This window comes from Kribbella sp. NPDC003557, from assembly GCF_040610805.1.
GTDB lineage: Bacteria > Actinomycetota > Actinomycetes > Propionibacteriales > Kribbellaceae > Kribbella.
In genome coordinates this window covers 498,328-521,580 of the sequence record NZ_JBEXMY010000003.1, presented here as the reverse complement: position 1 = coordinate 521,580, position 23,253 = coordinate 498,328, and the positions used below count along the sequence as shown (strand labels likewise).

Genomic DNA, 23,253 nt, shown 5'->3' with positions numbered 1-23,253 from the left:
GGGGTTATGACGATTGAGATCGTATCACTCGATACTATTTCAAGTGAGATCAAATCAATCGCATGAGTGAGAGACAGGAGCCATGGACGTATACGACGCAGTGATGAGCCGGCGTGCGGTCCGGGGATTCACCGATGAGCCGGTCCCACCGGAGGTCCTCGACCGCGTACTGCGGGCCGCGGCCTGGGCCCCGTCCGGGTCCAACCTGCAGCCCTGGCATCCGTACGTGGTGACGGGAGCTCCGTTGGTCGAGCTGAAGAAGCGGGCCGTCGAGCGGGTGGCCGCCGGCGATGCCTGGGATCCGTCCGAGTACCTGCAGTACCCGGAGCCGCTCAGGGCGCCGTACTGCGAACGCCGCTCCGCCTTCGGCGCCCAGCGGTACGGCGACCTCGGTATCGGCCGCGACGACCAGGAGGCCAGGTACCGGGCCGCGATCGCCAACTGGGACTGCTTCGGCGCACCGGTCGCGCTCTTCTGTTACATCGATCGCACGATGGGGCCGGCCCAATGGTCCGACGTCGGCATGTACCTGCAGACCGTCATGCTGCTGCTCCGCGGCGAAGGCCTGCACAGCTGCCCGCAGATGGCCTGGGCCAAGGTCCGCGCCACCGTCGACGAGATCCTCGCACCTCCCGGCGAACTGCTCCTCTTCTGCGGGATGTCCATCGGCTACGAAGACCCCGCCCAGCGAGCCAGCCGCACCGCGAGGGCGCCGCTACCCGAAACCGTCACAACTCTCGGCTTCGACTAGTACTCCCGGCGGTGCGGCTGGATGTGGGTCAGGTCGCCGGCGGGTAAGCGGCCAGCGCTCGGATTCGGGTGGCTCGGTCAGGGGCCGAGTCGGCGACCGGCCGGGTGATGACGAGGCGGACGTAGCGGGCCGTGAACGGGGGCACGGTGCGATCGGTGACAGCTGATGTGTTGCCGGAGACCGTGTCCCGGGTGGTCCAGAGTTTGTCGTTGTCGCTCGACTGCAGCAGGAAGTCGCGGGTGTTGAGGTCCGGTGCACCGGCGTGTTCGACGACGTACCGGCCGATGGTGCGGTCCGTGCCCAGGTCGACGGACAGCCAGGTGATCGCGTGACCCGAGGCGTTCACCCAGAGGTCTTCGCCAGGGTCGGTGACCAGGTGCGCGGTGCTGTTGGCGGCGTCCGCGACCGCGGGCCGGTACCGCGCCAGATCCGGTACGCCGGAGTGCGCGTCGGCCACCGCCGCGAACTCCAGCACTCGTGTCGTGGTGTCGTCGGAGTGTGTCGGCCGTTGCACGGTCAGCCGGACATGGCGTGCGAGCACCGGCCGGTCGAAGCGACGGTCGGTGAGGTTCTCGACGTTGCCGGTGACGACGTCTACCGCACGCCACGGGCCTTGGACGCGCTGCGCCACCTCGACCGTGAAGTCCCTCGTCGTGAAGGCGCTGGGCGCGGGACTGCCCTCGTACCCGGCGTGCTTGACGCGATAGCCGGAGATCGTGCGCAGCCCGCCTAGATCCAGGACCAGGTGGTCACCGGGTCCCGCGGTCCAGTCCCGTACGACGGCGACGTCGGTGCTCGCCCGTGCCGTCGCGGGCTCCTCCGCCGACCGGTGCAGGTCCAGCCAGACGAACCGCGGCCGGTAGATCTCAGTGGTCAGCGGATCGGCGCCCAGGCGGTTGACGTTGTAGCTGATCAGCAGCCGCCCGTCGTCCGACAGGCTCGGGTGCGCCTTGGCGTTGTAGCAGTACGTCCCGCCCTCGGTCTGCGACGCGTACACGTACGGCTCGGGGCAGTTGTAGAACCGCACACCAGGCTCGAACGGCCCGATCGGTGACGACCCGACCGCGTACTCGAGCCCGGTCGAGTTCACGTTGCGCAGGTAGACGAGCAGCCACTTCCCGGCGTACCGCCCGCTCGGGATCGGCGTCACGCTGAGCTCGGTCGACACATCGGGATGCAGCACGGCGGCGTCGTGCGTGCTGACCGTGATGTCCGGGCTCCACGCCGTACCGCTCCAGAACCGCCAGGAAGCGATGTCGGCGAACTGCTCGCGGCGCACCCGCGCGACGACCAGGTCCTTGTGCCCGTCGGCCAGCGTGTTGCGGTAACCGTAGGCGTACACGTAGCCGTCCGGGCCGGGCGTGAGGCCGACACCGAACATCACGATGTACGTGCTGGTCCGGACCAGCAGCCCGACGTTCTCGGTGCGGCGGACGGCGGTGTAGTCGGGCGTTCCGCCGGTCAGCGGTACGGCGATCAGGTCGACGCGCGCGGCGTTCCAGTTCGCGTCCGGCGCGAACCCGGTGGCGTACAGCGTGCCGTCGATCGCGATCCCGTCGTTCATCCAGAACCCGTTGCCAAAGGCACCGGTCTCCTGGGTGACGAAGGTGATCCGGGCCGGATCGGGGCGGTCGCCGGCGAGCACGGCGGAGGAGTTGTTGACGAATCCGGTCTGGGAGTAGGTCAGGTCCCGCGGATCGACGGTGCCGATCCGGGTGTCGCTGAAGATGAACGCGGTCCGCGAACCGGGCGTCGCGGACGCCAGGCCGTCGCGGCCGTCGAGCGGGACGGAGTAGATCCCGTCCGCGCCGATCCAGCCGGAGCGACGGTCGAACAGCCGGGTCCACTCGTCCGCCCGGGAGGCGGCGAGCGGCCGGGTCACAGGCCCGGTGGCAGGCCCGGTCCTGGCTTCGGAGGGGGCGGCCAGGGCAGTCGCCGGCAGCGCGGCGGAGACGCTCAGGCCGGTGGCGAGAGCGGCGTGGGTGCGCAGGAAAGTACGGCGGGAAACGGTGGTCACCGCAGGGACCTTAGGAAGAAATGTCAACGTTGACAAGGCTATGTCAACGTTGACATCATCAAATCGCTTCGCACTTGTTGCTGTCACTCAGTGAGGGAGTACCAACCGTGCGTCAATCCCGAACCCCCCTCCTCGCCGCTGCTCTGCTGGTCGCCGCCTCCGTCTCCGCGCCGGCCCTGGCGACCGCCGCCCCCGGCCCGCACCGCGCCTCGAACCTGGTGGTCGAGAGTGCGACCGAACTCGGCCCCGTCACCCAGAACCCGCACAACGCCGCCCGCGACAACGGGCAGAGCGTCCGCTACGGCAACCAGTCGGTGTGGTTCTTCGACGACACGATCCTGAAGAACCCGGACGGCTTCCTGACCAGCACGGCCGCCACCACGAGCGACCTGGACGCGAGCGACAACATCACGCTGACGTCCGCGAACCCGCTCGACGAGCACTCGACCGGGGTGCCGCCGGAGTTCGTCCCGTTCTCCGCCGCCGAGCTCGCCTTCCAGCAGGAGCACGCCTCCGCCGACTGCACGAACTCGCCGGACGAGTACTGCGGGACCGTGTTCGCGCACTGGCCCGGCCCGGCCGTGGTGGACCAGGCCCGGCACCGGATCTTGGTGTCCTACGGCAAACTGTGCCGCGGCGGCCGGGTCGGCACTCCGTGCGAGTCCGGCTTCGTCGGCCAGGCCCAAGGCACGGGCCTGGCCTCGGTCGATATGAACAGCAAGACGATCACCCGGCTCAGCGCGACCAACCGCCCGGCCGACATCCCGAGCCCGGAAGGCGCCGACGACACGCTGTTCTTCCCGCCCGGTCAGGACTGGGGCGGCCAGGCGATGGTGCTGGTCGGCGGCACCCTCTACGGGTACGGCAAGTGCACCCTCGACGGATGCGCCGTCGCCAAGGTCCCGGTCGCGAGCGTCACCGACATCTCGCAGTGGCGGTACTACGTCGGTGCCGACGGCAACGGTACGCCGCAGTGGTCGACGGATCCGTCCGCGGCGGTGCAGGTCAAGGCCAACGGCGCGGCCGGCTCGACCGTGTACTGGGACAGCGCGTTCGGCGCGTACGTCAACACGTTCATGCAGTTCCTGTCCCAGGACGTCATGTACCAGACCGCCCCGAATCCCTGGGGTCCGTGGAGCACACCGACGAAGCTCTTCACCGCCGCGAAGACCAGCGGTGTCGAGTACGCCGCGTTCGCGCATCCCGAGTACACCAGCGCCGACGGACTGACGAAGTACTACACCTACTACACGTCGTCCACCGGTGCGCAGATGCTCGTCAAGGTCCGCTTCGCCAAGGGGGCGTGATGCGCAAACGCCGCCGGGACACGATCCTGGGGTACCTGTTCATCTCGCCCGCGATCATCGGCCTGCTGCTGTTCGTCGCGTACCCGATGGTGACGTCGCTCTACCACTCGTTCACCGAATGGAACGGGCTGACACCGGCCACGTGGGTCGGCCTGGAGAACTACAAGTTCCTGTTCACCAGCGATCCGACGTTCTGGCCGTCGTTGCGGGTGACCGTGCTGTGGGTGGTCATCTCGGTGCCGGCCACGTTGCTCGCCGGGCTGGCGCTCGCCGTCGTGGTGAACCGGTCGATCAAGGGCGTCAAGGTGTTCCGGACGATCTTCTACCTGCCGGTCGTGCTGCCCGCGGTCGCCGTGCTGACGTTGTGGAAGTACATCTACGACCCGACGTACGGGCTGGCCAACCAGATCCTGGAGTTCCTGCACCTGCCGACCAGCCTGTGGCTGGGCGACGCGCACGTGGCGCTGCCGGCGATCCTGATCGTCGGCGTCTGGAGCGTCGGCGGGACGATGATGATCTTCCTGGCCGGGCTGCAGGCGGTCCCGGACGAGATCCAGGAGGCCGCCAAGGTCGACGGCGCGAACGCGTTCCGGCGGTTCACCCGGATCACGCTGCCGATGATCGGGCCGATCATGATGCTCCAGCTGATGCTGGCGCTGAACGGCGCGTTCCAGACCTTCAACCAGGTCGCGATCCTGACCAAGGGCGGACCCGGGCACTCGACCAACCTGTTGATGTACAAGATCTACAACGACGGGTTCGCCGACTTCATCACCTCACCGCAGCTCGGGTACGCGACCGCCGAGGTGTGGGTGCTGTTCCTGATCGTGATGCTGGTGACCGTCGTGATGCTGCGGCTCACCCGCCACCGCGTGTACCAGGGGGAGGGCTCGTGACCGCGGCCGCGGAGACCCTGCCCGTCGGGCGTTCGGTGGCACTGTCGCAGCGGGTGCCCTTCCTGCTCTCGCGGCTGGCCTGGTACGCGTTGTGCGGCCTGCTCGCGGTCTCGATGCTGCTGCCGCTGGTGTGGATGGTCAGCATCGCGCTCAAGGGCAACGGCGACATCAACCAGCTGCCGCCGGCGTTCCTGCCCCGGGAGTTCCGCGCCTCGAACTTCGTCGACGGCCCGGCGCAGATCGGCTTCTACCGGCTGCTGCTGAACACGATGATCGTCACCGTGCTGTCGACGATCGGCGCCGTGGTCAGCTCGATGATCGTCGGCTACGGCATCTCGCGGATCGACTTCCCGGGCCGCCGGCTCTGGTTCGCGCTGATCTCCGGCAGCATCTTCGTGCCCGGCATCGTCGGGCTGATCCCGCTGCAGCACCTCTACATCAACCTCGGCCTGATCGACACCTGGGTCCCGCTGATCCTGCCGGCCTTCTTCGGCAGCCCGATCTTCGTGTTCCTGGCCCGGCAGTACTACCAGTCGATCCCGAAGTACCTGGACGAGTCGGCCACCATCGACGGCGCCGGGCACTGGATGATCTTCACCCGGATCATGGTGCCGCTGACCAAGCCGGTGTGGATCACCGTCGCGATCATGTCCTTCCAGTTCGCCTGGAACGACTACCTGAGCCCGCTGGTCTATCTGCAGGACGCGAAGAAGTTCACCCTGCCGCTCGGCATGGCCGCGTTCCTGTCCGACCAGGCCGGCTCCCAGTACAACTACTACATGGCGACGAACCTGCTGTTCGTCGTACCGCCGCTGGTGCTGTTCTTCCTCGCCCAGCGCTACTTCATGGAGGGCCTCGGCGCCCTCGGAACCATCGCGAAATGAGGAGATCGATCATGCCCACATTCAAGGCGGCAGCGGTACTCGTCGCCGCCGGGCTCGCCCTCGCCGGCTGCGGCGGTGGATCCGGCGCCGCGCAGGACGGCGGGACCGTGCGCTACATGACCTGGGAATCCGTCGCGACCAACGCGGCGCTGGACAAGAGCATGGCCGGGCTGCAGGGCGTCACGGTCGAACGCGAGGAATCGCCGAACGCCGACTACGCGCAGAAGCTCGCCTCGCTGATCATGTCGAAGAAGGCGCCGGACTTCTTCTGGTGCTCGAACTCGCAGGAGCAGAACCTCGCCGCGGAAGGCCTGCTCTACGACTGGTCGTCGTACCTGAAGAAGGGCGACGGGCTGCAGGAGGACAAGTTCGCGCCCGGCTCGCTCGACCTGTGGCGCAACCCCGAGGGCAAGCTGTACGGCATCCCGACGCTGGCGAACACCTACGGGTTCTTCTACAACAAGGCCGCGTTCGACAAGGCGCACCTGAAGGCCCCGGCGATCGGCTGGAAGTGGGACGAGCTGTACGCCGACATCGCGGCGCTGAAACGCGCCGACGCGAAGACCACGCCGCTGGTGACCGCGTGGCCGTTGCTGCAGAGCGTGCAAGGCGTCTCGGCGTACTCGGTGGCCAACGGCGGCGCACCGATCCTGGAGACGCCGATCGGGGCCAAGCAACTGACGGCCGACGCGACCTTCCGCGGCGGCGCCGAGCGGATCGCGAAGGCGATCGCGGCCGGTGAGATGACCGACCCGAACTACGACGGGTCGAACGCGGTGGCGAAGTTCGCGAACGGCGGCATCCCGCTGATGTTCGGCGGTCAGTGGCTGCACCAGTCGATCACCCAGAACAAGCCGAGGTTCGAGTGGGGCTACGCGCCCTGGCCGGCCGGGACGGCGAAGTCCGTGCAGCCGATCGAGACCAACGGCGTCTGCTCGCCCGCGACGCTGAAGGACCCGGACACGACCTGGAAGGTGATCAGCTACATGGAGGTCGACGGCTTCAACGCGACGATGAAGGATCAGCCGATCGCCCCGATCGCCTACGAGCCTGGCTCGAAGGGGTACTACGAGGCGCTCCGGGCCGGGGACGCCGCGGCGAAGAGCATCGCGGCGACCGCGACGTACGAGCTCGGGATCAAGGACAAGTTCGTCACCCAGTTCCTCGACCCGTGGTCGACGCCCGCCGGTGACGTCGTCGGTACTACGTGGAACCCGGCGCTGTCGGGGAAGAAGGACCTGACCGCCGGGATCGACGGCATGGTCGCCGGCGTCAACAAGCTGATCGCGAAATGACCGTGCCGCCGGTCGACTTCCCGTTCGGTCCGTTCGTGCCGCGGCCGGAGAACCCCGTTCTCCGGCCCGGCCGGCACGACTACGAACGGTACGGCTGCGAGGACCCGCGGGTCGTCCTCGTGGACGGCACCTACTACCTGACCTACACCGGCTGGGACCGGCACACCGCCTGGCTGTGCCTGGCGACCTCGACCGACCTGCGCCGGTGGGACAAGCACATCCATCTGGCCACGTCGGACGATCTGCTGCACTGGAAGGCCGATCCGGAGCCGGTGCTGCGGCCCGAGCCGGGCACGTTCATGGGCGACCTGGTGGAGTCCGGTCGCAGCCGATCCGGACGCGCACCGGGCACGTGCTGCTGATGCACAACAGCGCGGTGATCCAGCCGGACGGCGGCGTGTACTACGCGTGCGGGCAGGTGCTGATCGATCCGCGGCGCCCGGACGTGGTCGTGGCGAAGCTGACCGAGCCATGGCTCGAGCCGAGCACGTACGAGGACCAGCACGGGCTGGTCAGCAACGTCACGTTCGTCGAGGGGCTCGTGTTCCACCGCGGCACCTGGTTCGCGTACTACGGCCAGAGCGACACCACGATCGGCGTCGCGACGTACACACCGGAGGTCTCGTGACGCTCGTGCTGTCCGCCGGGTCCCGGGTGATGTTCACCGGCGACTCGATCACCGACTGCCATCGGCGGGACACCGACAATCCGCTCGGCTACGGGTACCCGTTGCTGGTCGCCGGTCAGTGGGGGCGGCGGCAACCGCACCGGGCACCGGTGTGGGCGAACACCGGCATCTCGGGGGACACGCTCGCCGGGCTGGGGCGACGATGGCAGGACGACGTCCTGGCCGCGCGGCCCGACGTGGTGCTGGCGCGGGAGTCCGGCGCCCGGCTGGTCGCGGCCGATGGGATGTTCGCGGAGCTTGCTGCAGGCAACAATCCGGAGCACTGGCTGTTCGACGGCGTCCATCCCACCCCGGCCGGTCACCAGGCGCTGGCCGAGGCCTGGCTGCGCCAGGTCGATCTCTAGTACGTCGCCGTGCCGTTGACGACCAGGCGGGCGGGCACCTCGAGGCGTTGAGGTGCCCGGGACGGGTCGGCCAGCCGGTCGAAGAGCAGCTGGGCGCCGGCCCGTCCGACGTCGTACGGATCGCTGTCGATCACCGAGATGCCGAACGCGGCGGCCAGTTCGAACCGGTCGAAGCTCACCACATCCGGCCGGCGGCGCGCGTACGCGGCCGACTGCAGCAATCCGGTGCAGAGGCGGTTGTTGTCGACGAACACCGCGTCCGGCTCGGCACTGTCGAGCAGGTCCTCGGCGGCCCGGCGCGCGTCCTCCTCGCTCACCAGGTTGTCCCGGACCAGCCGCGCGTCGACGAGCAGGCCGGCGCCTTCGAGCGCGGCGACGTACCCGGCCCAGCGTTCCTCGGCGCCGCTGCCGCTGCGCGGGTGGCCGAGGTACGCGATCCGTCGCCGGCCCTTCGCGAGCAGGTGCTCGATGCCCGCGCGGGTGCTGGCCGCGTTGGTGGTGGTGACCGAGTCCATCGACCCGCCGAGGCCTGGTGGCGGGGAGTCGACGAACACGATCGCCGAGCCGAACCGCGCCTCGTTCGCGAGGTAGCCGAGGTCGTTGCCGACCGGCGCGATGATCAGCCCGGCCACCCGGTGCGCGAAGAACGACCGGATCGCCCGGTGCTCGAGCTCGGGATCGTTCTGCGCGTCGGCGGTGAGCACCAGGTAGCCGCGCTCGGACGCGACCGAGTGGATCCCGCGCAGCATCGGCGCGAAGAACGGGTTCGTGCAGTCGCCCAGGGTGACGCCGATCGACGTCATCGCCTGGTTCTTGCGGCGCAGCCCGGCCGCCACGTCGTTCAGCTGGACGCCGAGCCGGTCCGCCTCCGCGACGATCCGCTGCCGCGTCGACTCGCGCACCTTCGGATCCCCGCGCAGGGCCCGCGACACGGTCTTGATGCTGACACCGGTCGTCGCCGCCACATCCTCGAGCCGCGGCCGCCGCGGCGGTTCAATCGCCATGCCCACAGTGTAATGTCAACGTTGACATAACCAGCTCCATCCAAGCCCGCTGCGCCCAGCCAGGTTACTTCTTGGGGGCGGAGGTGGCCCGGATGTGCAATTCGGTGCGCAGGGTGACGGTGGACGGCGGGCGGCCAGGGGAGGCGGTCCGGTCCTTCAGCAGCAGGCCGGCGGTGCGGCCGAGTTCGTAGGTCGGCTGGGCGACGGTGGTCAGGCTTGGGACCACCAGATCGGCCCAGGGGATGTCGTCGAAGCCGACGATCGCGATGTCGTCCGGCGCCCGCAGGCCCTTGCGGGCCAGGCATTCGAGCGCGCCGACGGTCATCAGGTTGTTGGTGGCGAACAGCGCCTCGGGCGGATCGTCCAGCTCGAGCAGGCTCTCCATCGCGGCGTACCCGCCGGCCTCACGGAAGTCGGCGTGCCGGACCAGGTCCTTGTCGTAGCGGATCCCGCCCGCCCGCAGCGCCGACCGGTACCCGGCGAGCCGGTCCATCGCCGTGGAGACCTTGCGCGGGCCGGTGATACAGGCGATCCGCCGGTAACCGCCGTCGATCAGGTGTTTGACGCCCTCGAAGGCGCCGTGCTCGTTGTCGACCAGCACGGTGTCGGCCTCGACGCCCTCGACCCGGCGGTCGATCATCACCATCGGGATCTTCGCGTCCGCGAGCAGGTGCACGCCCTCGGCCGTCGACGTCGGCGAGATCACCACCCCCGCCATCTGGTCGGTCAGCACCGCCGACGCGTAGGCCGCTTCCTTCGCGGAGTCCTCGTCGGAATTGCACAGGACGACGTGGTACCCCTCGGTCTGCGCCACGTCCTCGAGACCGCGGACCAGCGAGGTGAAGAACGGGTTCTCGATGTCGGAGATGACCACGGCCCACAGGTTCGTCGACGACTTGCGCAGGTTCCGCGCGACGCCGTTCGGCCGGTAGCCGAGCTCGGCGACCGCGGCCCGGACCTTCTCGGACAGCTCGGGATCCACGTTCCGCCGGCCGCTCAGCACGCGGGACACCGTCGCCGGTGACACACCCGACCTACGCGCTACGTCGTAGATCGTCGTCATACCCGCTCCCCGCTGGAGATCCGATGGTCGTCTGGATCGCACTCTAACTCCGATCCGTCCGAAAGGATCTCATGAGGCCGAGGTTGCGCCGTCCAGCAGTGCCACGGCCGCGGCATGGGACGGCGCCGAGTCGGCGGCACCGTTCACGGTGGTCGACAGTGCTCCGGCCGCGTTCGCCAGCCGGACGGCATCCACCAGGCCGGCGCCATGGGCGAGGGATGCGGCCAGCGATCCGCAGAACGCGTCCCCGGCGCCGACCGTGTCGACCGTGTCGACGTCGTGGGCGGCGATCCGTTCCTCGAACCCGCCGGCCCGGTCCAGGACGTAAGCACCGCGGGACCCGAGCGTCACCACGCACGCGCGCAGGTCCCAGTCCTCGGCGAGTTTGCGGGCGATCATCGGCACCTGCGACTCGTCGTCGCAGTCCAGCCCGGTGAGTGCCGCCGCCTCCACCTCGTTCGGCACCAGGATGTCGACGTACGACGCCAGCGCCGGGTCGACCGGCCCGACCGGGGCCGGGGTGAGGATGGTGGTCACGCCCGCGGCGGAGGCGAGCCGGAGGGCGGTGTGGCTCGCCTCGACCGGGAGCTCGAGCTGGACGCTCAGCACTTTGCTCGCCGTCAGCACGTCCCGCGCGGCCTCGACGTCCGGCGCGGTGATCGCCGCGTTCGCGCGGGACACGATGATGATCGAGTTGCCGCCGTCGGGCAGCACGAGCGGCAGCCCCACGCCGGTCCCGAGCGACGGGTGCCGCACGACCCACGAGGTGTCGACCGCGTTCGCCGCCAGCAGTTCCAGGAACTCCTCGCCGTACCGGTCCTCGCCGATGGTCCCGACAATCGCCGTCCGGGCGCCCATCCGGGCCGCCGCGATCGCCTGGTTGACGCCCTTGCCGCCGAGGAACTCCGCGAACCCGGTGCCGTGCAGCGTCTCGCCCGGCAACGGCCGCCGCTCCGCCGACGCGACCAGGTCCTTCATGAACGATCCGAGCACGCACACGTCCGTCATGCCTGGTCCTCCAGCAGACGCTTGCCCAGGGCACCGGACGGGTGGAAGCGCGCGAAGTCGTGATGACTGAACTCCCGCAGCACGACGAGGGCGCAGGCCAGCGCGTCGCCCATCGCGAGCGAGGCCGTGGTCGACGCGGTCGGCGCCAGGTTCAGCGGATCCGCCTCGCGGAGCACCATCGTGTCGAGCGTGTACGTCGCCAGTCGCGCCAGCGTGGACTCCTCGCGCCCGGTCATCGCGATCACCGGGATCTCCCGCTGCCGCAGCATCCGCGCGAACGCGCACACCTCGGCGGTCTCACCGGAGGCCGACAACGCCAGCACGAGATCGCGCGTCGTGACCGCGCCGGAGTCCCCGTGCAACGCGTCACCGGAGTGGATGAACGTGGCCGGTGTCCCCGTACTCGCGAGAGTCGCGGCGATCTTCCGTCCGACCAGGCCGGACTTCCCGAGGCCGGTCACCACCAGGTGACCCTCGCAGCGGGCGACCGCGGTCAGCACGTCGAGGAAGACCCCGTCCAGCCGGTCGGCGAGTGCCGACACGGCCGCGGCCTCGGTCTCGATGGCGTCCCGCGCCGCCTGCAGTCCCCGTGCCACCAGGTCCCTGGACAGCTCGTCGGCCGTGCGGTGGGCGGACGCACGGTTCGGCACAACTGGCATCCCAGCGCCTCTCATCTCAGAAATCGATTTCCGCAGATTAGGCAGCGCGGTCGGGACGTGTCAACGTCTGCAGCCAGGTCGAAACCCTTGTGTGCAGGCGGGAATCCGCCAGATTGACCACATCGTCATCACGTCGCCCCTTGACCGACATGGCGCTCACTCGTAGATTGCGAGAAATCGATTGCCCCTCGAAGCACGGTTAGACCGTTCGAGACACACCCCTGGAGCATCTGATGGCCGCAACACCGTCCCCTGCCAGGCAGTTCAGCCGCCGGTCCGTCCTGCGCGGCGGGCTCGGCGCCCTCGCCGCGTCCGCGGCCGGCGTCCCGTTGCTGTCCGCCTGCGGCGGCAGTTCCTCCGGCGGCGACGCCAAGGAGATGTCGTTCTGGAACTTCTACGGACCGTCCGACGACCAAGGTCCGCAGAGCAAGTGGTTCGTCGACACCGTCGCGGAGTGGAACAAGAACAACGACGTCAAGGTCAAGCTGCGCTACATCCCCGGCAAGGACTACCTGAACGGGACCACGCTGCAGACCGCGTTCCAGTCGGGACAGGGTCCGGACATCTTCCTGATCAGCCCCGGCGACTTCCTCCGCTACTACAACGGCGGCGTCCTGCAGGACCTCGGATCCGCGCTGCCGGAGGAGTCCAAGAAGGACTACCTGCCCGGCCTGCTCGAGGCCCGCAGCGTGGACGGCAAGGTCTACGGCCTGCCGATGGAGATCGAGCCGCTCGCGCTGTACTACAGCGAGGCGGCGTTCGAGAGCGTCGGCCTGTCCGAGGCCGACCTGCCGAAGACTTGGGACCAGACCCTCGCCGTCGCGCAGAAGCTCACCAACAGCAAGCGGTACGGCGTGATGTTCGAGACGCTGCCCGGCTACTACCAGAACTTCACCTGGTACCCGTTCCTGTGGCAGGGCGACGGCAACGCGATCAAGGACGGCAAGGCCGCCTTCGACTCGCCGGCCGCCGCGCAGGCGCTGCAGTTCTGGGGCGACACGATCAAGCACAAGGTGGCTCCGCGCAAGGCCCTCGGCGACGGCGGCGGCGACGTGGTGTCGAACCTCGGCTCCGGTGCCGCCGCCATGCAGCAGAGCGGCATCTGGGCGGTCGCCGATCTGCGCGCGAAGGCGAAGAACTTCAAGTACGGCATCATCCCGCACCCGACACCGGACGGCGGCAAGCCGGCCACCGACCTCGGCGGCTGGGCGTTCGTCGCGAACTCCAAGGGCAAGAACCCGGAGGCCGCGGCGAAGTTCATCGCCTGGGCGCTCGGCTCCACCGACGCGGCCGGTGTCGAGCGGCAGCGGCAGTGGAACACGGTGGTGAAGACCAACGTGCCGCCGCGCAAGTCCGTGCAGGAGGCCGCGGACGCGAAGGGCGCGTTCGGCGAGGGCGTGCTGAAGAAGTTCGTCAGCGAGATCGCGCCGACCGGCAAGCCGGAGCCGCGGTTCCCACCGGAGGTGTACCAGCCGATCGCCGACGCGATCCAGGCCTGCCAGCTGAACGCGGCCGATCCGGCCAAGGCGGCGGCCGACGCGGCCGAGAAGATCGACACGTTCCTGAAGACCTACCAGGGCGCGCCGATCAGCTGATGGTGACCACGACATCTCCTCCGTCCGAGCCTCTGGTGAGGGCGTCGGGCTCGCGGCCGAAGGCCGGGATGACGAGGAAGCGGCGCGAGGCGCTGGCGGCCTACGCCTTCCTCGCGCCGGACACCCTCGGTCTGCTGATCTTCGTCGCGATCCCGATGGTGCTCGCCTTCGGTGTCGCGTTCTTCAAGGTCGACGGCTTCGGCAACTACCAGTACGTCGGTCTGGCCAACTACAAGCTGATGGCGGGCGACGACCAGCTCTGGGCGTCGCTGAAGGTCACCGCGACCTACGTGGTGACGTTCGTGCCGATCGCGTTCGTGGTCAGCTTCGCGCTGGCCATGCTGGTCCGCAACCACTTCAAGGGCATCGGCTGGGTCCGGTCGGCGTTCTTCCTGCCGAACGTCGTCAGCCTGGTCGTGGTCGGCCTGATCTGGCAGTTCCTGCTGGTCGACAAACGCGGCGCGCTGTCCAAGCTGCTGGCGCCGTTCGGCCTCGGCGACGTGTCGTTCCTCGGGACGCCGTCGCTCGCGCTCGGCACGTACGTCGTGATCAGTGTCTGGTTCCTGATGGGCTACCAGATGCTGGTGTTCCTGGCCGGCCTGAAGGACGTGCCGAAGGAACTCGAGGACGCCGCGGCGATCGACGGTGCGGGCCCCTGGCAACGGTTCCGGTACGTCATCTGGCCGCTGCTGCGCCCGACCAGCTTCTTCGTCGTGGTGAACTCGACGATCGGCGCGGTCACCGGCCTGCAGGCGTTCGACCTGGTGTTCGTGCTGACCAAGGGAGGTCCGGCGCGGGCGACCAGCACGGTCGTGCTCTACATCTACGAGCAGGCCTTCACCTTCAACAACATGGGGTACGCCGCCGCGCTGACCACCGTGGTCGTCGCGATCCTGGTGGTCTGCACCGGCCTGATGTTCGGCTTCACCCGGGGAGGTCGCTTCGATGAGGATTAGAGTCCTGCCGATCGTCGCGCACGTGCTCGCGGTGATCGCGATCCTGCCGCTGCTGTGGATCCTGATCAGTGCGCTGAAACCGGCCGAGGAGGTCTTCGACTTCGGCTGGCCGGCGCACTGGACGCTGGACAACCTGCGGTACGTCCTGCTGAAGATCCCGATGCCGCGGTTCATGCTGAACTCGGCGATCGTGTCCGTCACGGTCACGGTGATCGCGCTGTTCTTCCACTCGATGGCGGCGTACGCGCTGGCCCGGCTGCGGTTCCCGGGGCGCGGGATCATCTTTTCCGGGATCATGTCGACGCTGCTGGTCTCGCTGCCGGTGATCCTGGTGCCGCTGTTCCTGGTGGCCAAGCAGCTCGGGCTGCTGGACAGTTACGCCGGGCTGATCGTGCCGAGCATCTTCCACGCGTTCGGGATCTTCCTGCTCCGGCAGTACTACCTGAACATCCCGCGGGAGCTCGAGGAAGCGGCCGACCTGGACGGCTGCGGCTACTGGCGGCGGTACTGGAGCGTCATCCTGCCGCTCAGCCGGCCGGTCCTCGCGTCGCTGTCGGTGCTGTTCTTCCTGGCCAACTGGAACGCGTTCCTCTGGCCGCTGACCATCACCCGGAACCCGGACCTGCGGGTGATCCAGCTCGGTGTCTCCGGCATGCAGGGGCAGTACGCCTCCGCGTGGAACCTCATTCTCGCGGCCGCGGTGATCGCGGCCATTCCCACGGTCGTGGTGTTCGTCGCGGGCCAGCGCCGGCTGGTCGACGCGATGAAGACGACCGGACTCAAGTAGAGGGCGTGTATGTACGGCGACTATGGCAGCAGTCTGCGTGATCTGCCCCGGCTGCGGGACTCCAAGCGACGCAGGGCGTCCAGTTGGGACCGCACCGGCGGCAACGACGACCGGTTGACGATCCGTCCGGGCGAGACGGCCGTCCTGGCGGACATCGAGGGACCCGGATCGATCAACCACATCTGGTGCACCGTCGCCCGGGACAGCCCGTGGGGGCCGGACGAGGCCGACGGGGACTACCTGCGCAAGCTGATCCTGCGCATCACCTGGGAGGACTCCGGCCGGCCGAGTGTGCTCGTGCCGCTCGGCGACTTCTTCGGGGTCGGGCACGGGAAGACCGTCAACTTCGTGAGCGCGCCGCTGCAGATGAGCCCGCAGGACGGCAAGGGCTTCAACAGCTGGTTCCACATGCCGTTCGCGTCCCGCGCCCGGGTGGAGATCGTCTCCGAACTGTCGAGCGCGCCGGTGTTCTTCTACTACTACGTCGACTACGAGCTGTTCGACGGTGCGCAGGACGGGCTCGGGTACTTCCACGCGTCGTACAACCGGCAGCACCCCACCGACGGCGTCGAGCAGGGCAGCGAGACCCTGCGGCAGTACCAGGTGGAAGGCACCAACCTCACCGGCGACGGGAACTACGTCGTCCTCGACACCGAGGGCAAGGGGCACTACGTCGGCTGCGTGGTGAGCATCCGGAACCTGCGCGACTCGGCCGAGTGGAACTGGTACGGCGAGGGCGACGACATGATCTTCATCGACGGCGAACCGTTCCCGCCGTCGCTGCACGGCACCGGGACCGAGGACTACTTCAACACCGCGTGGTGCCCGAGCGAGGCGTACTCCGCGCCGTACCACGGGATCACGCTGCCCGGCGGACCCAACTGGAGCGGCGAGATCTCGCTGTACCGCTTCCACATCGAGGATCCGATCACGTTCTTCCGCAGCATTCGCGTGACCATCGAGCACGGGCACGCCAACAAGCGCAGCGACGACTGGTCGTCGGTCGCGTACTGGTACCAGACCCTGAAGGGATAGCTCATGAAGCGTGGGGCCTTGCTTGCTGTCCTCCCGCTGGTCTTCGGATCCGCGGCTCTTCTCACCCAGTCCTCCTCCGGCTCGCAACCGCCTGCTGCCGCCTCGACCGCCGTCGGGACGGCGCAGGTGGAGTCGAAGGGCATACCGAGCCAGAGCGACGGCGACCTGTGGCCGTCCTGCTGGGCCGGCAACGACAAGCTGTACGCCGCGAACGGCGACGGCAAGGGGTTCAGCCTCGACGGCGATTTCGCCGACATCGCGGTCAGCGAGATCACCGGCACACCGGGGAACTTGTCCGGGGCAACGATCTCGAAGGGCGACCAGGTCGGACCGGTCTGGAGCGGCGCGGGGTACAACCGGAAGCCGACGGGCATGGTCTGCGTCGGCGACACGATGTACCTCGCCGTGCAGGACCTCGCGCTGGACTTCAACGACGTACCGGCGGCGACGATCCTGAAGTCGACCGACCACGGCCGCACCTGGACGTGGGACAAGTCGAGGCCGATGTTCTCGGACCACGTTTTCACGACCATCTGGTTCGCGGACTTCGGCAAGGGCGGCTCTGCTGCTCCCGACGGCTACGTCTACGCCTACGGGCTCGACGGGAACTGGCGGGACTCGTTCGACGACACGGTCGCCGATCCGCAGTCGGTGTTCCTGGCGCGGGTGCCGAAGGGCGACGTGCAGAACCGTGGCGCGTGGAAGTTCTACACCGGCGCCGGCTGGTCGTCGAAGCTCGCCGACCGCAAGCCGGTGCTGACCGACACGCGGCGGTTGTACGCGCAGACGTACGGGACGAACGCCTCCAACCTGAGCGTGATCAGCCAGGGCGGTGTGACGTACCTGCCCGCGCAGAAGCGGTACGTGTACACGTCGTGGACGGAGTACACCTTCGAGTTCTACGAGTCGCCGACGCCGTGGGGCCCGTGGAAGCACTTCCTGAGCAAGGACTTCGGCGGGTATCCGTGGTCGACGGCGAAGTACGGCGGGTACGGCGTGACGATCCCGTCGAAGTTCGTGCAGCCGGACGGCCGCACCATGTACGTCCAGGCGAACGTGTGCCCGTGCGGCGGTGGCGGGATCGGCACGTCGGTCTACAACTTCAACCTGCGCAAGCTCGTGCTGACGCCGTCCGACGGTACGCCGGCCGCGAACCTGCCGGGATCGGACGACCTGGCGGCACCGTCGACCGGTGCCGTGGCGATCTCCAAGTCGACACAGTCGGGCAGTCTCGCGCTGATGAACGACGGCGCGCGCACCGGGAGCGAGTCGGACTTCGACGACGAGGTGAAGGGCGCGTCGTGGTGGGGTTACGAGTGGCCCGCGAAGCGCAAGGTCAACAACGTCGAGTTCACCTCCGGCGCGGTCTCGGCCGAGGGCGGGTACTTCACCGGGCGGCCGCGGGTGCAGGTGCGCCGGAACGGGCAGTGGGTCGAGGTCGGCTCCCAGACCGTGACGCCGGCGTACCCGGGTGATGTGTCGGCCGGCGCGAACACGACGTACACGATCACGTTCCCGGTGCAGGAGACCGACGGGGTCCGGGTGGTCGGCCTGCCTGGCGGAACGCGTTCGTTCTCGACTGTTTCCGAGTTGGCGGTCCGGTACGTGTCGCAGCTCGCCGACGGCGGTTTCGAGGGCACCGGTGGCGGCAAACCCGCCTGGCTCTTCGAAGGCACCGCGGCCAACGGCGTCGACCGCGGCCTCGGCTTCGCACACTCAGGAGCCAACAACGGCTGGATCCGCTGCACGTGTACTGGCTGGAGTGCGCTCTACCAGACCGTCCCGGTGGTCCCCGGTACGACGTACACCTTCGGCTCCTGGGTCAACGCCTCCGCGAACCTCCCCGCCGACCAGGGCCGCTTCGGAGTCCGCGCCGGCACCCAGGACCTCGCGAGCAAGACCTTCGGCGCAGGCACCGGCTACGTCCACCACGAGGTCAGCGTGAAAGTCCCGGCCGGCGTCCACGAGCTGACCGTCTACGCAGGTTTCAACGCCCCTAACAAGGACACCTGGATCCAGGTGGACGACTTCACGGTGAGCTAAGGCCAGGGGAGGAGCTCCGGTGCCGGGCCTGTGATCGGGCCCGGTGCCGGCCGGCCGGCGTACCAGGCGGTGAGGTCGGTGAGTGCGCCCTCGAGGGTGACCGTCTCGCCGGTGCCGTTGTCCCACGTGACGGTGGGGGACTTCAGGACCAGGTGGGTGTTGTCCGGGGTGCGCGGGCGGAGGAAGTCGAGCAGGTGCACGCAGAAGTCCTCGGACCACGCGGCCGGTGTGATGCCGAGATTCAGGTCGGCGGTGTGGATGGTGAGTTCCCGCCAGGTGGCCTGCAGGCCGGCGGACAGGTTGCTGTTGCGGTGCAGGATCGGGAGCGGCCAGTCGGTCGGGCCGACCTTGTCCCACGCGGCGAGCAACGCGGTGACCGCCTGGTTCAGATGGTTCTTCAGCTCGGCGGCCGGACGGTCCGCGCCGGTCTCGATCGCGGCGTCCCGCGCGGGGCGGCCGCCGTCGTACACCTCGACGAGGCGGCCCTGCAGGGCCTCCTCGACCTGGCGCGTCATCGCCTCGGAGAAGTTCGCGATGTGCGTGATCACGTGGCCGCGGGACCAGCCGGGCAACACCGAGTCACCACGTGCGGTGGCGTCGTCGAGGTCTGCCGTCACCGCGAGCAGCTGGTCGGCGGTCGCACGTACGTCGTTGAGGGTCACGACTGGAGACCCTAGATGAAGGATTCACATGGCAGCAACCATGTATCCCATTAGAATCCGGTCATGACCACCCTGGCCTTCGCGCTCGCCGCCACGATCAAGCACGACGGGCACGGCGGTATCGCCGATCTGCTGTCCACTCCGGAGCAGGCGGGCGCGTGGTTGGCGGACCACCAGGACCTGGTGATTGACGCCCTCGGACAGGCCGAGCTCGCGGAGGCGGATGTCTGGCCGGAGCTGGTGCGGATCAGGAAGGCCGTGCGGGCGCTGTTCGCCCGGGCGGTGGCGCCGGAACCGCCGAGCAAGGCTGACGCGGACCGGTTGATGGACGCCGACGCCGCGCTCCGGCTGGTGAACCGGGCGGCGGACCGGTTGGGGAGTGAGCGGCTCGAGTGGCCCGTGGGCGGCGACCCCGTCGTACGGCGGGTCGCGCGCACACAGGATCCGGTCGCGCTGCTGGTCGGCGCCGTCGGGCGGTCGGCGATCGACTTCCTCGCGGGCCCGGACCGGGCGCGGCTGCGGGCGTGCCCGGCGGCGCGGTGCGTGAAGTACTTCCTGCAGGACGACCCGCGGCAGACCTGGTGCTCGCCGGCCTGCGGGAATCGCGAACGCGTGAATCGCCACTACCGCCGGCGCACCGCCGGATAGCCTGGTCGGCATGACCATCGCGCGTTTCAAGGACCTGTGCGTCGACGTGTCGTCGCCGAGCGAGATGGCTTCGTTCTGGGGCCGGGTGATCGGCCTGACGCCCCCCGCCGACAACCCGAACGTGCTGGTCGGTGACGCCCCGGAGAAGACCATCTGGATGTGCACGGTCCCGGAGAAGAAGACCGTCAAGAACCGGGTCCACCTGGATGTCGTCACCGGTGCGGTCGCCGACCTCGAGCGGACCGGCGCAGCGGTCCGGACCCCGGCGAGCGAGGAGCAGCAGTGGACGGTGCTGACCGATCCGGAGGGCGGTGAGTTCTGCGGGTTCGTGCGCGAGACCGTCCCGGCGTACCGGCTGATGGAGCTGATCGTCGACTCGGCCGACCCGGAGGCGCAGGCCCGGTGGTGGGCGGGCGTGGTCGGCGGCGACTTCTCGAGCAGGCCGGGCCGGCCGTACTACTGGATCGAGAACGTGCCGGGGCTGCCGTTCAAGTACTGGGTCTTCGTGCCCGTCCCGGAGCCGAAGTCGGTGAAGAACCGGGTGCACTGGGACGTCACCGCACCCGCCCTGCAGCCCGTCCTCGACGCGGGTGCGACACTGCTGCGGCCCAAGGACGACGAGATCGGCTGGCACGTCTGCGCCGACCCCGAGGGCAACGAATTCTGCGTGTTCCTGCCTCCGGAGGCCTCATGAAGCTGGATCTGTCCGCGTCCGCGTCCGACCTGACCGAGGCGCTGGTCAACATCTCGTCGGTCAGCGGCACCGAGGAGAAGCTCGCGGACAAGGTGGAGAAGGCGCTCGCGGCGTACCCGCACCTGAAGGTCTTCCGGCACGGCAACACCGTCGTCGCCCGCACCGACATCGGCCGCGCCGAGCGCGTCGTGCTCGCCGGCCACCTGGACACCGTGCCGCTCAACGACAACCTGCCCGCGCGCCGCGCCGACGGGCTGATCCACGGCCTCGGCGCCTGCGACATGAAGGGCGGTGTTGCGGTCGCGCTGCGGCTCGCCGCGACCCTGCAGGAGCCGAACCGCGACGTCACCTATGTCTTCTACGACTGCGAAGAGATCGAGGCCGAGCGGAACGGCCTGTTCAAACTGACCCGCTCCAACCCCGAGCTGCTCGAGGGCGTGTTCGCGGTCGTGATGGAGCCGTCCAACGCGGTCGTCGAGGCCGGCTGCCAGGGCACGATGCGGATCGAGGTCACCACCCGCGGCGAGCGCGCGCACTCGGCCCGCTCCTGGATGGGGTCGAACGCGATCCACGCCGCCGGGGAGGTGCTCGCGCGGCTCTCGGCGTACGAGCCGCGGCGGGTGCCGATCGACGGCCTGGAGTACCGCGAGGGGCTGAACGCGGTCGCGGTCTCCGGCGGTGTCGCGGGCAACGTCGTACCGGACCTGTGCACGGTGACGATCAACTACCGCTTCGCGCCGAACCGGTCCGAGGCGGAGGCCGAGGAGCACCTGCGCGAGGTGTTCGAGGGGTACGACGTGGTGGTCACGGACTCCGCGCCGGGCGGGCTCCCGGGGCTGGAGCGGCCCGCCGCGGCGGCGTTCCTGCAGGTGGTGGGCGGAGAGCCGCAGCCGAAGTTCGGGTGGACGGACGTGGCGCGGTTCACGCTGCTCGGCGTACCGGCGGTGAACTACGGCCCGGGCGACCCGCTGTACGCGCACAAGCAGGACGAGTTCGTGCCCGAGGCGGAGATCGAGCTGTGTGAACAGCGGCTGAGGAGTTGGTTGACAGACCGCGCGTAGCACGGCCCGGTTACCGCTCAGGCAGGAGGTTCCTCGGAGGGCTGGCGCCTGCTGCGCGCCGCCCCGCGGGCACTGGGCGGCGTTGTCGTCGGTCGGAAGGACTCCGTCCTGCCTCCCTCCTCCGCCTTGCCCAGCACTCCGCGGGACGACGCTCGCGACGGCACCACCCCTCCGAGCAACCTCTAACCTGGAGGCATGTCAGAACCATCGATCCACCCCGACCGTCCGGTGGGCCAGCAGCAGCGCGGGCCGATCGTGATGCGGCGCAAGCAGGTGCAGCACTCCACCTCCGAGCAGCGGCTGCTGGACAGCCGCGGCCCGTCGGACTGGGTGCACACCGATCCCTGGCGGGTGCTGCGGATCCAGTCGGAGTTCATCGAGGGGTTCGGCATGCTGGCCGAGCTCGGCGCCGCGATCAGCGTGTTCGGCTCGGCGCGGACCAAGGTCGACGACCCGATGTACGCCGCCGCCGAGGAGTTCGGGCGGAAACTGGTCGGTGCCGGGTACGCGGTGATCACCGGCGGCGGGCCGGGCGTGATGGAGGCCGCGAACAAGGGCGCGTCCGAGGCCGGCGGGGTGTCGGTCGGGCTCGGCATCGAGCTGCCCTTCGAGAACGGCCTCAACGAGTGGGTCGACATCGGCATGAACTTCCGGTACTTCTTCACCCGGAAGACGATGTTCGTGAAGTACGCCCAGGGCTTCGTCGTGATGCCCGGCGGGTTCGGCACGCTGGACGAGATGTTCGAGGCGCTCACGCTCGCGCAGACCCGGAAGGTCACGTCGTTCCCGGTCGTGCTGTTCGGCACGTCGTACTGGGGCGGCCTGGTCGACTGGCTGCGCACCACGATGCTCGAGGACGGCAAGATCTCGCCCGCCGACCTCGACATGTTCATCGTCACCGACGACGTCGACGAGGCGATCAGCTACATCGTCAAGGCCGGCGAACTGGCCGACGAGGCTGCCGAGGAAGCCGCCGAGGCCGCCGCCCGCGAGGTCGACGCCGCCAACGACCCCGCCGCCCGCGCCCACCGCCTGGGCTCCGACGGGAGCTGAAATCCTGGGTGACTTCGCGGTTGACTCGTCCGGCATGGCACGATCGGACCCGTGATGTGGTTCTTCGGGCTGATCGTGGTGCTGTTGATCGGGGCTGTCGCGGTAGTCGCCTCGGGTCGTTGGGGTGCCATGAATACGGCGTACGACGACCGGCCCGACATGACCGTGCCCGCGCGGCAGGCGCTCACGTCGACCGATATCGAGTCCGCCCGCTTCGCGGTCGGCGTCCGCGGCTACCGGATGGACGAGGTCGACACCCTCCTCGAACGCATCGCGAAAGAGGTCGCCGAACGCGACCGCCGGATCGCCGACCTGGAGCGCGCCGTCGCCCCCATCGTCGACGCACCGGACGGGCGCGGCTTCACGTCCCGCGCCTACGACCCCGGCGAGTTCGAAGACACGGGCACCCAGCCCCCGATCCTGGTAGGCGGCGACTTCCCGGAGCCGGACACCGACGAGGCCGCGGGCGCAGCTGGTAGGACAGACGAATCCGGCAGCCCGACGCCCGCGCCAGGCGCGGACGGACCCGGCAGTACAGCGGATGAGCCGAGTGGTTCGGCGCACGCGCCCGACCCCGCGGATGGGCAGGGCGCACCGGATGCGGCCGGCGGCACGGACGCCTCGGGCAGTACGGCGCACGCACCGGGTCCTGCCGGTGAAACGGACGGCCCGGCTGGTTCGGCGTACGCGCCGGGTGTTGCTGGTGGAACGGACGGCCCGGCTGGTTCGGCGTACGCGCCGGGTGTTGCTGGTGGAACGGACGGCCCGGCTGGTTCGGCGTACGCGCCGGGTGTTGCTGGTGG

Annotated in this window: 24 protein-coding genes; 18 read left to right on the top strand and 6 right to left on the bottom strand. The window is 69.1% G+C overall.

From position 1 onward, the window contains the following. The first annotated feature begins 82 nt into the window (after nt 1–82). Nucleotides 83–751 carry a nitroreductase gene (locus tag ABZW60_RS14365; protein WP_355476780.1) on the top strand — a complete coding sequence of 223 codons (669 nt, stop codon included), beginning with the start codon at nt 83–85 and terminating at the stop codon, nt 749–751. Nucleotides 752–779: 28 nt separating this feature from the next. Here the strand turns inward: ABZW60_RS14365 and ABZW60_RS14360 are convergent, their stop codons facing one another. Beyond that, the gene (locus ABZW60_RS14360; RefSeq protein WP_355476778.1) at nt 780–2,768 is read right to left on the bottom strand and encodes a discoidin domain-containing protein; all 1,989 of its coding nucleotides are present in this window, start codon (nt 2,766–2,768) and stop codon (nt 780–782) included. Nucleotides 2,769–2,875: 107 nt separating this feature from the next. Between ABZW60_RS14360 and ABZW60_RS14355 the strand changes: the two genes are divergently transcribed. Genes ABZW60_RS14355 through ABZW60_RS14325 form a run of 7 tightly spaced genes read left to right on the top strand, consistent with a single transcriptional unit; the run spans nt 2,876 to nt 8,182 of the window. Beyond that, the gene (locus ABZW60_RS14355; RefSeq protein ID WP_355476776.1) at nt 2,876–4,075 is read left to right on the top strand and encodes a DUF4185 domain-containing protein; all 1,200 of its coding nucleotides are present in this window, start codon (nt 2,876–2,878) and stop codon (nt 4,073–4,075) included. Continuing rightward, nucleotides 4,075–4,971, top strand: a complete 897-nt coding sequence (locus ABZW60_RS14350; protein ID WP_355476775.1) for a sugar ABC transporter permease — start codon at nt 4,075–4,077, stop codon at nt 4,969–4,971. The genes ABZW60_RS14355 and ABZW60_RS14350 overlap by 1 nt, the downstream gene beginning before the upstream one ends. Continuing rightward, entirely contained in the window at nt 4,968–5,855 is an 888-nt protein-coding gene (locus ABZW60_RS14345) for a carbohydrate ABC transporter permease (protein ID WP_355476773.1), read from the top strand. The genes ABZW60_RS14350 and ABZW60_RS14345 overlap by 4 nt, the downstream gene beginning before the upstream one ends. 11 nt (nt 5,856–5,866) lie before the next feature. Beyond that, on the top strand, nt 5,867–7,150 hold the full coding sequence (locus ABZW60_RS14340; protein WP_355476772.1) for an extracellular solute-binding protein: 1,284 nt from the start codon (nt 5,867–5,869) through the stop codon (nt 7,148–7,150). Further along, the gene (locus ABZW60_RS14335) at nt 7,147–7,512 is read left to right on the top strand and encodes a hypothetical protein (protein WP_355476771.1); all 366 of its coding nucleotides are present in this window, start codon (nt 7,147–7,149) and stop codon (nt 7,510–7,512) included. The genes ABZW60_RS14340 and ABZW60_RS14335 overlap by 4 nt, the downstream gene beginning before the upstream one ends. Continuing rightward, nucleotides 7,512–7,778 (top strand): hypothetical protein, encoded by a 267-nt coding sequence (locus ABZW60_RS14330; protein ID WP_355476769.1) that lies wholly within the window; start codon nt 7,512–7,514, stop codon nt 7,776–7,778. The genes ABZW60_RS14335 and ABZW60_RS14330 overlap by 1 nt, the downstream gene beginning before the upstream one ends. After that, the gene (locus ABZW60_RS14325) at nt 7,775–8,182 is read left to right on the top strand and encodes a hypothetical protein (protein ID WP_355476768.1); all 408 of its coding nucleotides are present in this window, start codon (nt 7,775–7,777) and stop codon (nt 8,180–8,182) included. The genes ABZW60_RS14330 and ABZW60_RS14325 overlap by 4 nt, the downstream gene beginning before the upstream one ends. Here the strand turns inward: ABZW60_RS14325 and ABZW60_RS14320 are convergent. The 4 genes from ABZW60_RS14320 to ABZW60_RS14305 form a co-directional block, all read right to left on the bottom strand. Then, nucleotides 8,179–9,186, bottom strand: coding sequence for a LacI family DNA-binding transcriptional regulator (locus ABZW60_RS14320; RefSeq protein WP_355476766.1), 1,008 nt, complete (start codon nt 9,184–9,186; stop codon nt 8,179–8,181). The genes ABZW60_RS14325 and ABZW60_RS14320 overlap by 4 nt on opposite strands. Nucleotides 9,187–9,250: 64 nt before the next feature. Further along, nucleotides 9,251–10,249 (bottom strand): LacI family DNA-binding transcriptional regulator, encoded by a 999-nt coding sequence (locus ABZW60_RS14315; protein WP_355476765.1) that lies wholly within the window; start codon nt 10,247–10,249, stop codon nt 9,251–9,253. Between the two features lie 69 nt (nt 10,250–10,318). Next, on the bottom strand, nt 10,319–11,257 hold the full coding sequence (locus tag ABZW60_RS14310; protein ID WP_355476763.1) for a ribokinase: 939 nt from the start codon (nt 11,255–11,257) through the stop codon (nt 10,319–10,321). After that, nucleotides 11,254–11,916, bottom strand: a complete 663-nt coding sequence (locus tag ABZW60_RS14305; RefSeq protein WP_355476761.1) for an SIS domain-containing protein — start codon at nt 11,914–11,916, stop codon at nt 11,254–11,256. Before ABZW60_RS14305 ends, ABZW60_RS14310 begins: the two co-directional genes overlap by 4 nt. Nucleotides 11,917–12,149: 233 nt before the next feature. Here ABZW60_RS14305 and ABZW60_RS14300 point away from each other — a divergent pair, with 233 nt between their 5' ends. From ABZW60_RS14300 to ABZW60_RS14280, 5 genes are all read left to right on the top strand, one after another. Beyond that, nucleotides 12,150–13,511 (top strand): sugar ABC transporter substrate-binding protein, encoded by a 1,362-nt coding sequence (locus ABZW60_RS14300; RefSeq protein ID WP_355476759.1) that lies wholly within the window; start codon nt 12,150–12,152, stop codon nt 13,509–13,511. 68 nt (nt 13,512–13,579) lie between these two features. After that, entirely contained in the window at nt 13,580–14,467 is an 888-nt protein-coding gene (locus tag ABZW60_RS14295; RefSeq protein ID WP_355476757.1) for a sugar ABC transporter permease, read from the top strand. Beyond that, nucleotides 14,457–15,254 (top strand): carbohydrate ABC transporter permease, encoded by a 798-nt coding sequence (locus ABZW60_RS14290; protein WP_355476756.1) that lies wholly within the window; start codon nt 14,457–14,459, stop codon nt 15,252–15,254. Before ABZW60_RS14295 ends, ABZW60_RS14290 begins: the two co-directional genes overlap by 11 nt. A 9-nt stretch (nt 15,255–15,263) precedes the next feature. Next, complete coding sequence (locus ABZW60_RS14285) at nt 15,264–16,289, top strand: glycoside hydrolase family 172 protein (protein ID WP_355476754.1); 1,026 nt, start codon at nt 15,264–15,266, stop codon at nt 16,287–16,289. 3 nt (nt 16,290–16,292) lie between these two features. Then, nucleotides 16,293–18,332 carry a DUF4185 domain-containing protein gene (locus ABZW60_RS14280; RefSeq protein WP_355476752.1) on the top strand — a complete coding sequence of 680 codons (2,040 nt, stop codon included), beginning with the start codon at nt 16,293–16,295 and terminating at the stop codon, nt 18,330–18,332. Here the strand turns inward: ABZW60_RS14280 and ABZW60_RS14275 are convergent. Beyond that, a complete protein-coding gene (locus ABZW60_RS14275; protein ID WP_355476751.1) occupies nt 18,329–18,994 on the bottom strand; it encodes a maleylpyruvate isomerase family mycothiol-dependent enzyme in 666 nt (221 codons plus the stop codon). The two genes, ABZW60_RS14280 and ABZW60_RS14275, sit on opposite strands and share 4 nt — an antisense overlap. A gap of 63 nt (nt 18,995–19,057) precedes the next feature. Between ABZW60_RS14275 and ABZW60_RS14270 the strand changes: the two genes are divergently transcribed. The 5 genes from ABZW60_RS14270 to ABZW60_RS14250 form a co-directional block, all read left to right on the top strand. Further along, nucleotides 19,058–19,642, top strand: coding sequence for an ABATE domain-containing protein (locus ABZW60_RS14270; protein WP_355476750.1), 585 nt, complete (start codon nt 19,058–19,060; stop codon nt 19,640–19,642). Nucleotides 19,643–19,652: 10 nt separating this feature from the next. After that, nucleotides 19,653–20,336, top strand: a complete 684-nt coding sequence (locus ABZW60_RS14265) for a VOC family protein (protein WP_355476749.1) — start codon at nt 19,653–19,655, stop codon at nt 20,334–20,336. Beyond that, nucleotides 20,333–21,397, top strand: a complete 1,065-nt coding sequence (dapE, locus tag ABZW60_RS14260; protein ID WP_355476747.1) for a succinyl-diaminopimelate desuccinylase — start codon at nt 20,333–20,335, stop codon at nt 21,395–21,397. Before ABZW60_RS14265 ends, dapE begins: the two co-directional genes overlap by 4 nt. A 195-nt stretch (nt 21,398–21,592) precedes the next feature. Continuing rightward, nucleotides 21,593–22,450, top strand: a complete 858-nt coding sequence (locus ABZW60_RS14255) for a TIGR00730 family Rossman fold protein (RefSeq protein WP_355476746.1) — start codon at nt 21,593–21,595, stop codon at nt 22,448–22,450. Nucleotides 22,451–22,504: 54 nt separating this feature from the next. Continuing rightward, on the top strand, nt 22,505–23,253 hold a 749-nt coding region (locus tag ABZW60_RS14250), incomplete at its 3' end, for a DivIVA domain-containing protein (protein WP_355476745.1).

Coding starts and splice junctions, on each gene's coding strand:
- ABZW60_RS14365 (WP_355476780.1), top strand. CDS start 83: ATGGACGTATACGACGCAGTGATGAGCCGGCGTGCGGTCCGGGGATTC.
- ABZW60_RS14285 (WP_355476754.1), top strand. CDS start 15,264: ATGTACGGCGACTATGGCAGCAGTCTGCGTGATCTGCCCCGGCTGCGG.
- ABZW60_RS14350 (WP_355476775.1), top strand. CDS start 4,075: ATGCGCAAACGCCGCCGGGACACGATCCTGGGGTACCTGTTCATCTCG.
- ABZW60_RS14320 (WP_355476766.1), bottom strand. CDS start 9,186: ATGGCGATTGAACCGCCGCGGCGGCCGCGGCTCGAGGATGTGGCGGCG.
- ABZW60_RS14305 (WP_355476761.1), bottom strand. CDS start 11,916: ATGCCAGTTGTGCCGAACCGTGCGTCCGCCCACCGCACGGCCGACGAG.
- ABZW60_RS14300 (WP_355476759.1), top strand. CDS start 12,150: ATGGCCGCAACACCGTCCCCTGCCAGGCAGTTCAGCCGCCGGTCCGTC.
- ABZW60_RS14255 (WP_355476746.1), top strand. CDS start 21,593: ATGTCAGAACCATCGATCCACCCCGACCGTCCGGTGGGCCAGCAGCAG.
- ABZW60_RS14295 (WP_355476757.1), top strand. CDS start 13,580: ATGACGAGGAAGCGGCGCGAGGCGCTGGCGGCCTACGCCTTCCTCGCG.
- dapE (WP_355476747.1), top strand. CDS start 20,333: ATGAAGCTGGATCTGTCCGCGTCCGCGTCCGACCTGACCGAGGCGCTG.
- ABZW60_RS14280 (WP_355476752.1), top strand. CDS start 16,293: ATGAAGCGTGGGGCCTTGCTTGCTGTCCTCCCGCTGGTCTTCGGATCC.
- ABZW60_RS14265 (WP_355476749.1), top strand. CDS start 19,653: ATGACCATCGCGCGTTTCAAGGACCTGTGCGTCGACGTGTCGTCGCCG.
- ABZW60_RS14340 (WP_355476772.1), top strand. CDS start 5,867: ATGCCCACATTCAAGGCGGCAGCGGTACTCGTCGCCGCCGGGCTCGCC.
- ABZW60_RS14310 (WP_355476763.1), bottom strand. CDS start 11,257: ATGACGGACGTGTGCGTGCTCGGATCGTTCATGAAGGACCTGGTCGCG.
- ABZW60_RS14335 (WP_355476771.1), top strand. CDS start 7,147: ATGACCGTGCCGCCGGTCGACTTCCCGTTCGGTCCGTTCGTGCCGCGG.
- ABZW60_RS14315 (WP_355476765.1), bottom strand. CDS start 10,249: ATGACGACGATCTACGACGTAGCGCGTAGGTCGGGTGTGTCACCGGCG.
- ABZW60_RS14270 (WP_355476750.1), top strand. CDS start 19,058: ATGACCACCCTGGCCTTCGCGCTCGCCGCCACGATCAAGCACGACGGG.
- ABZW60_RS14330 (WP_355476769.1), top strand. CDS start 7,512: ATGCACAACAGCGCGGTGATCCAGCCGGACGGCGGCGTGTACTACGCG.
- ABZW60_RS14290 (WP_355476756.1), top strand. CDS start 14,457: ATGAGGATTAGAGTCCTGCCGATCGTCGCGCACGTGCTCGCGGTGATC.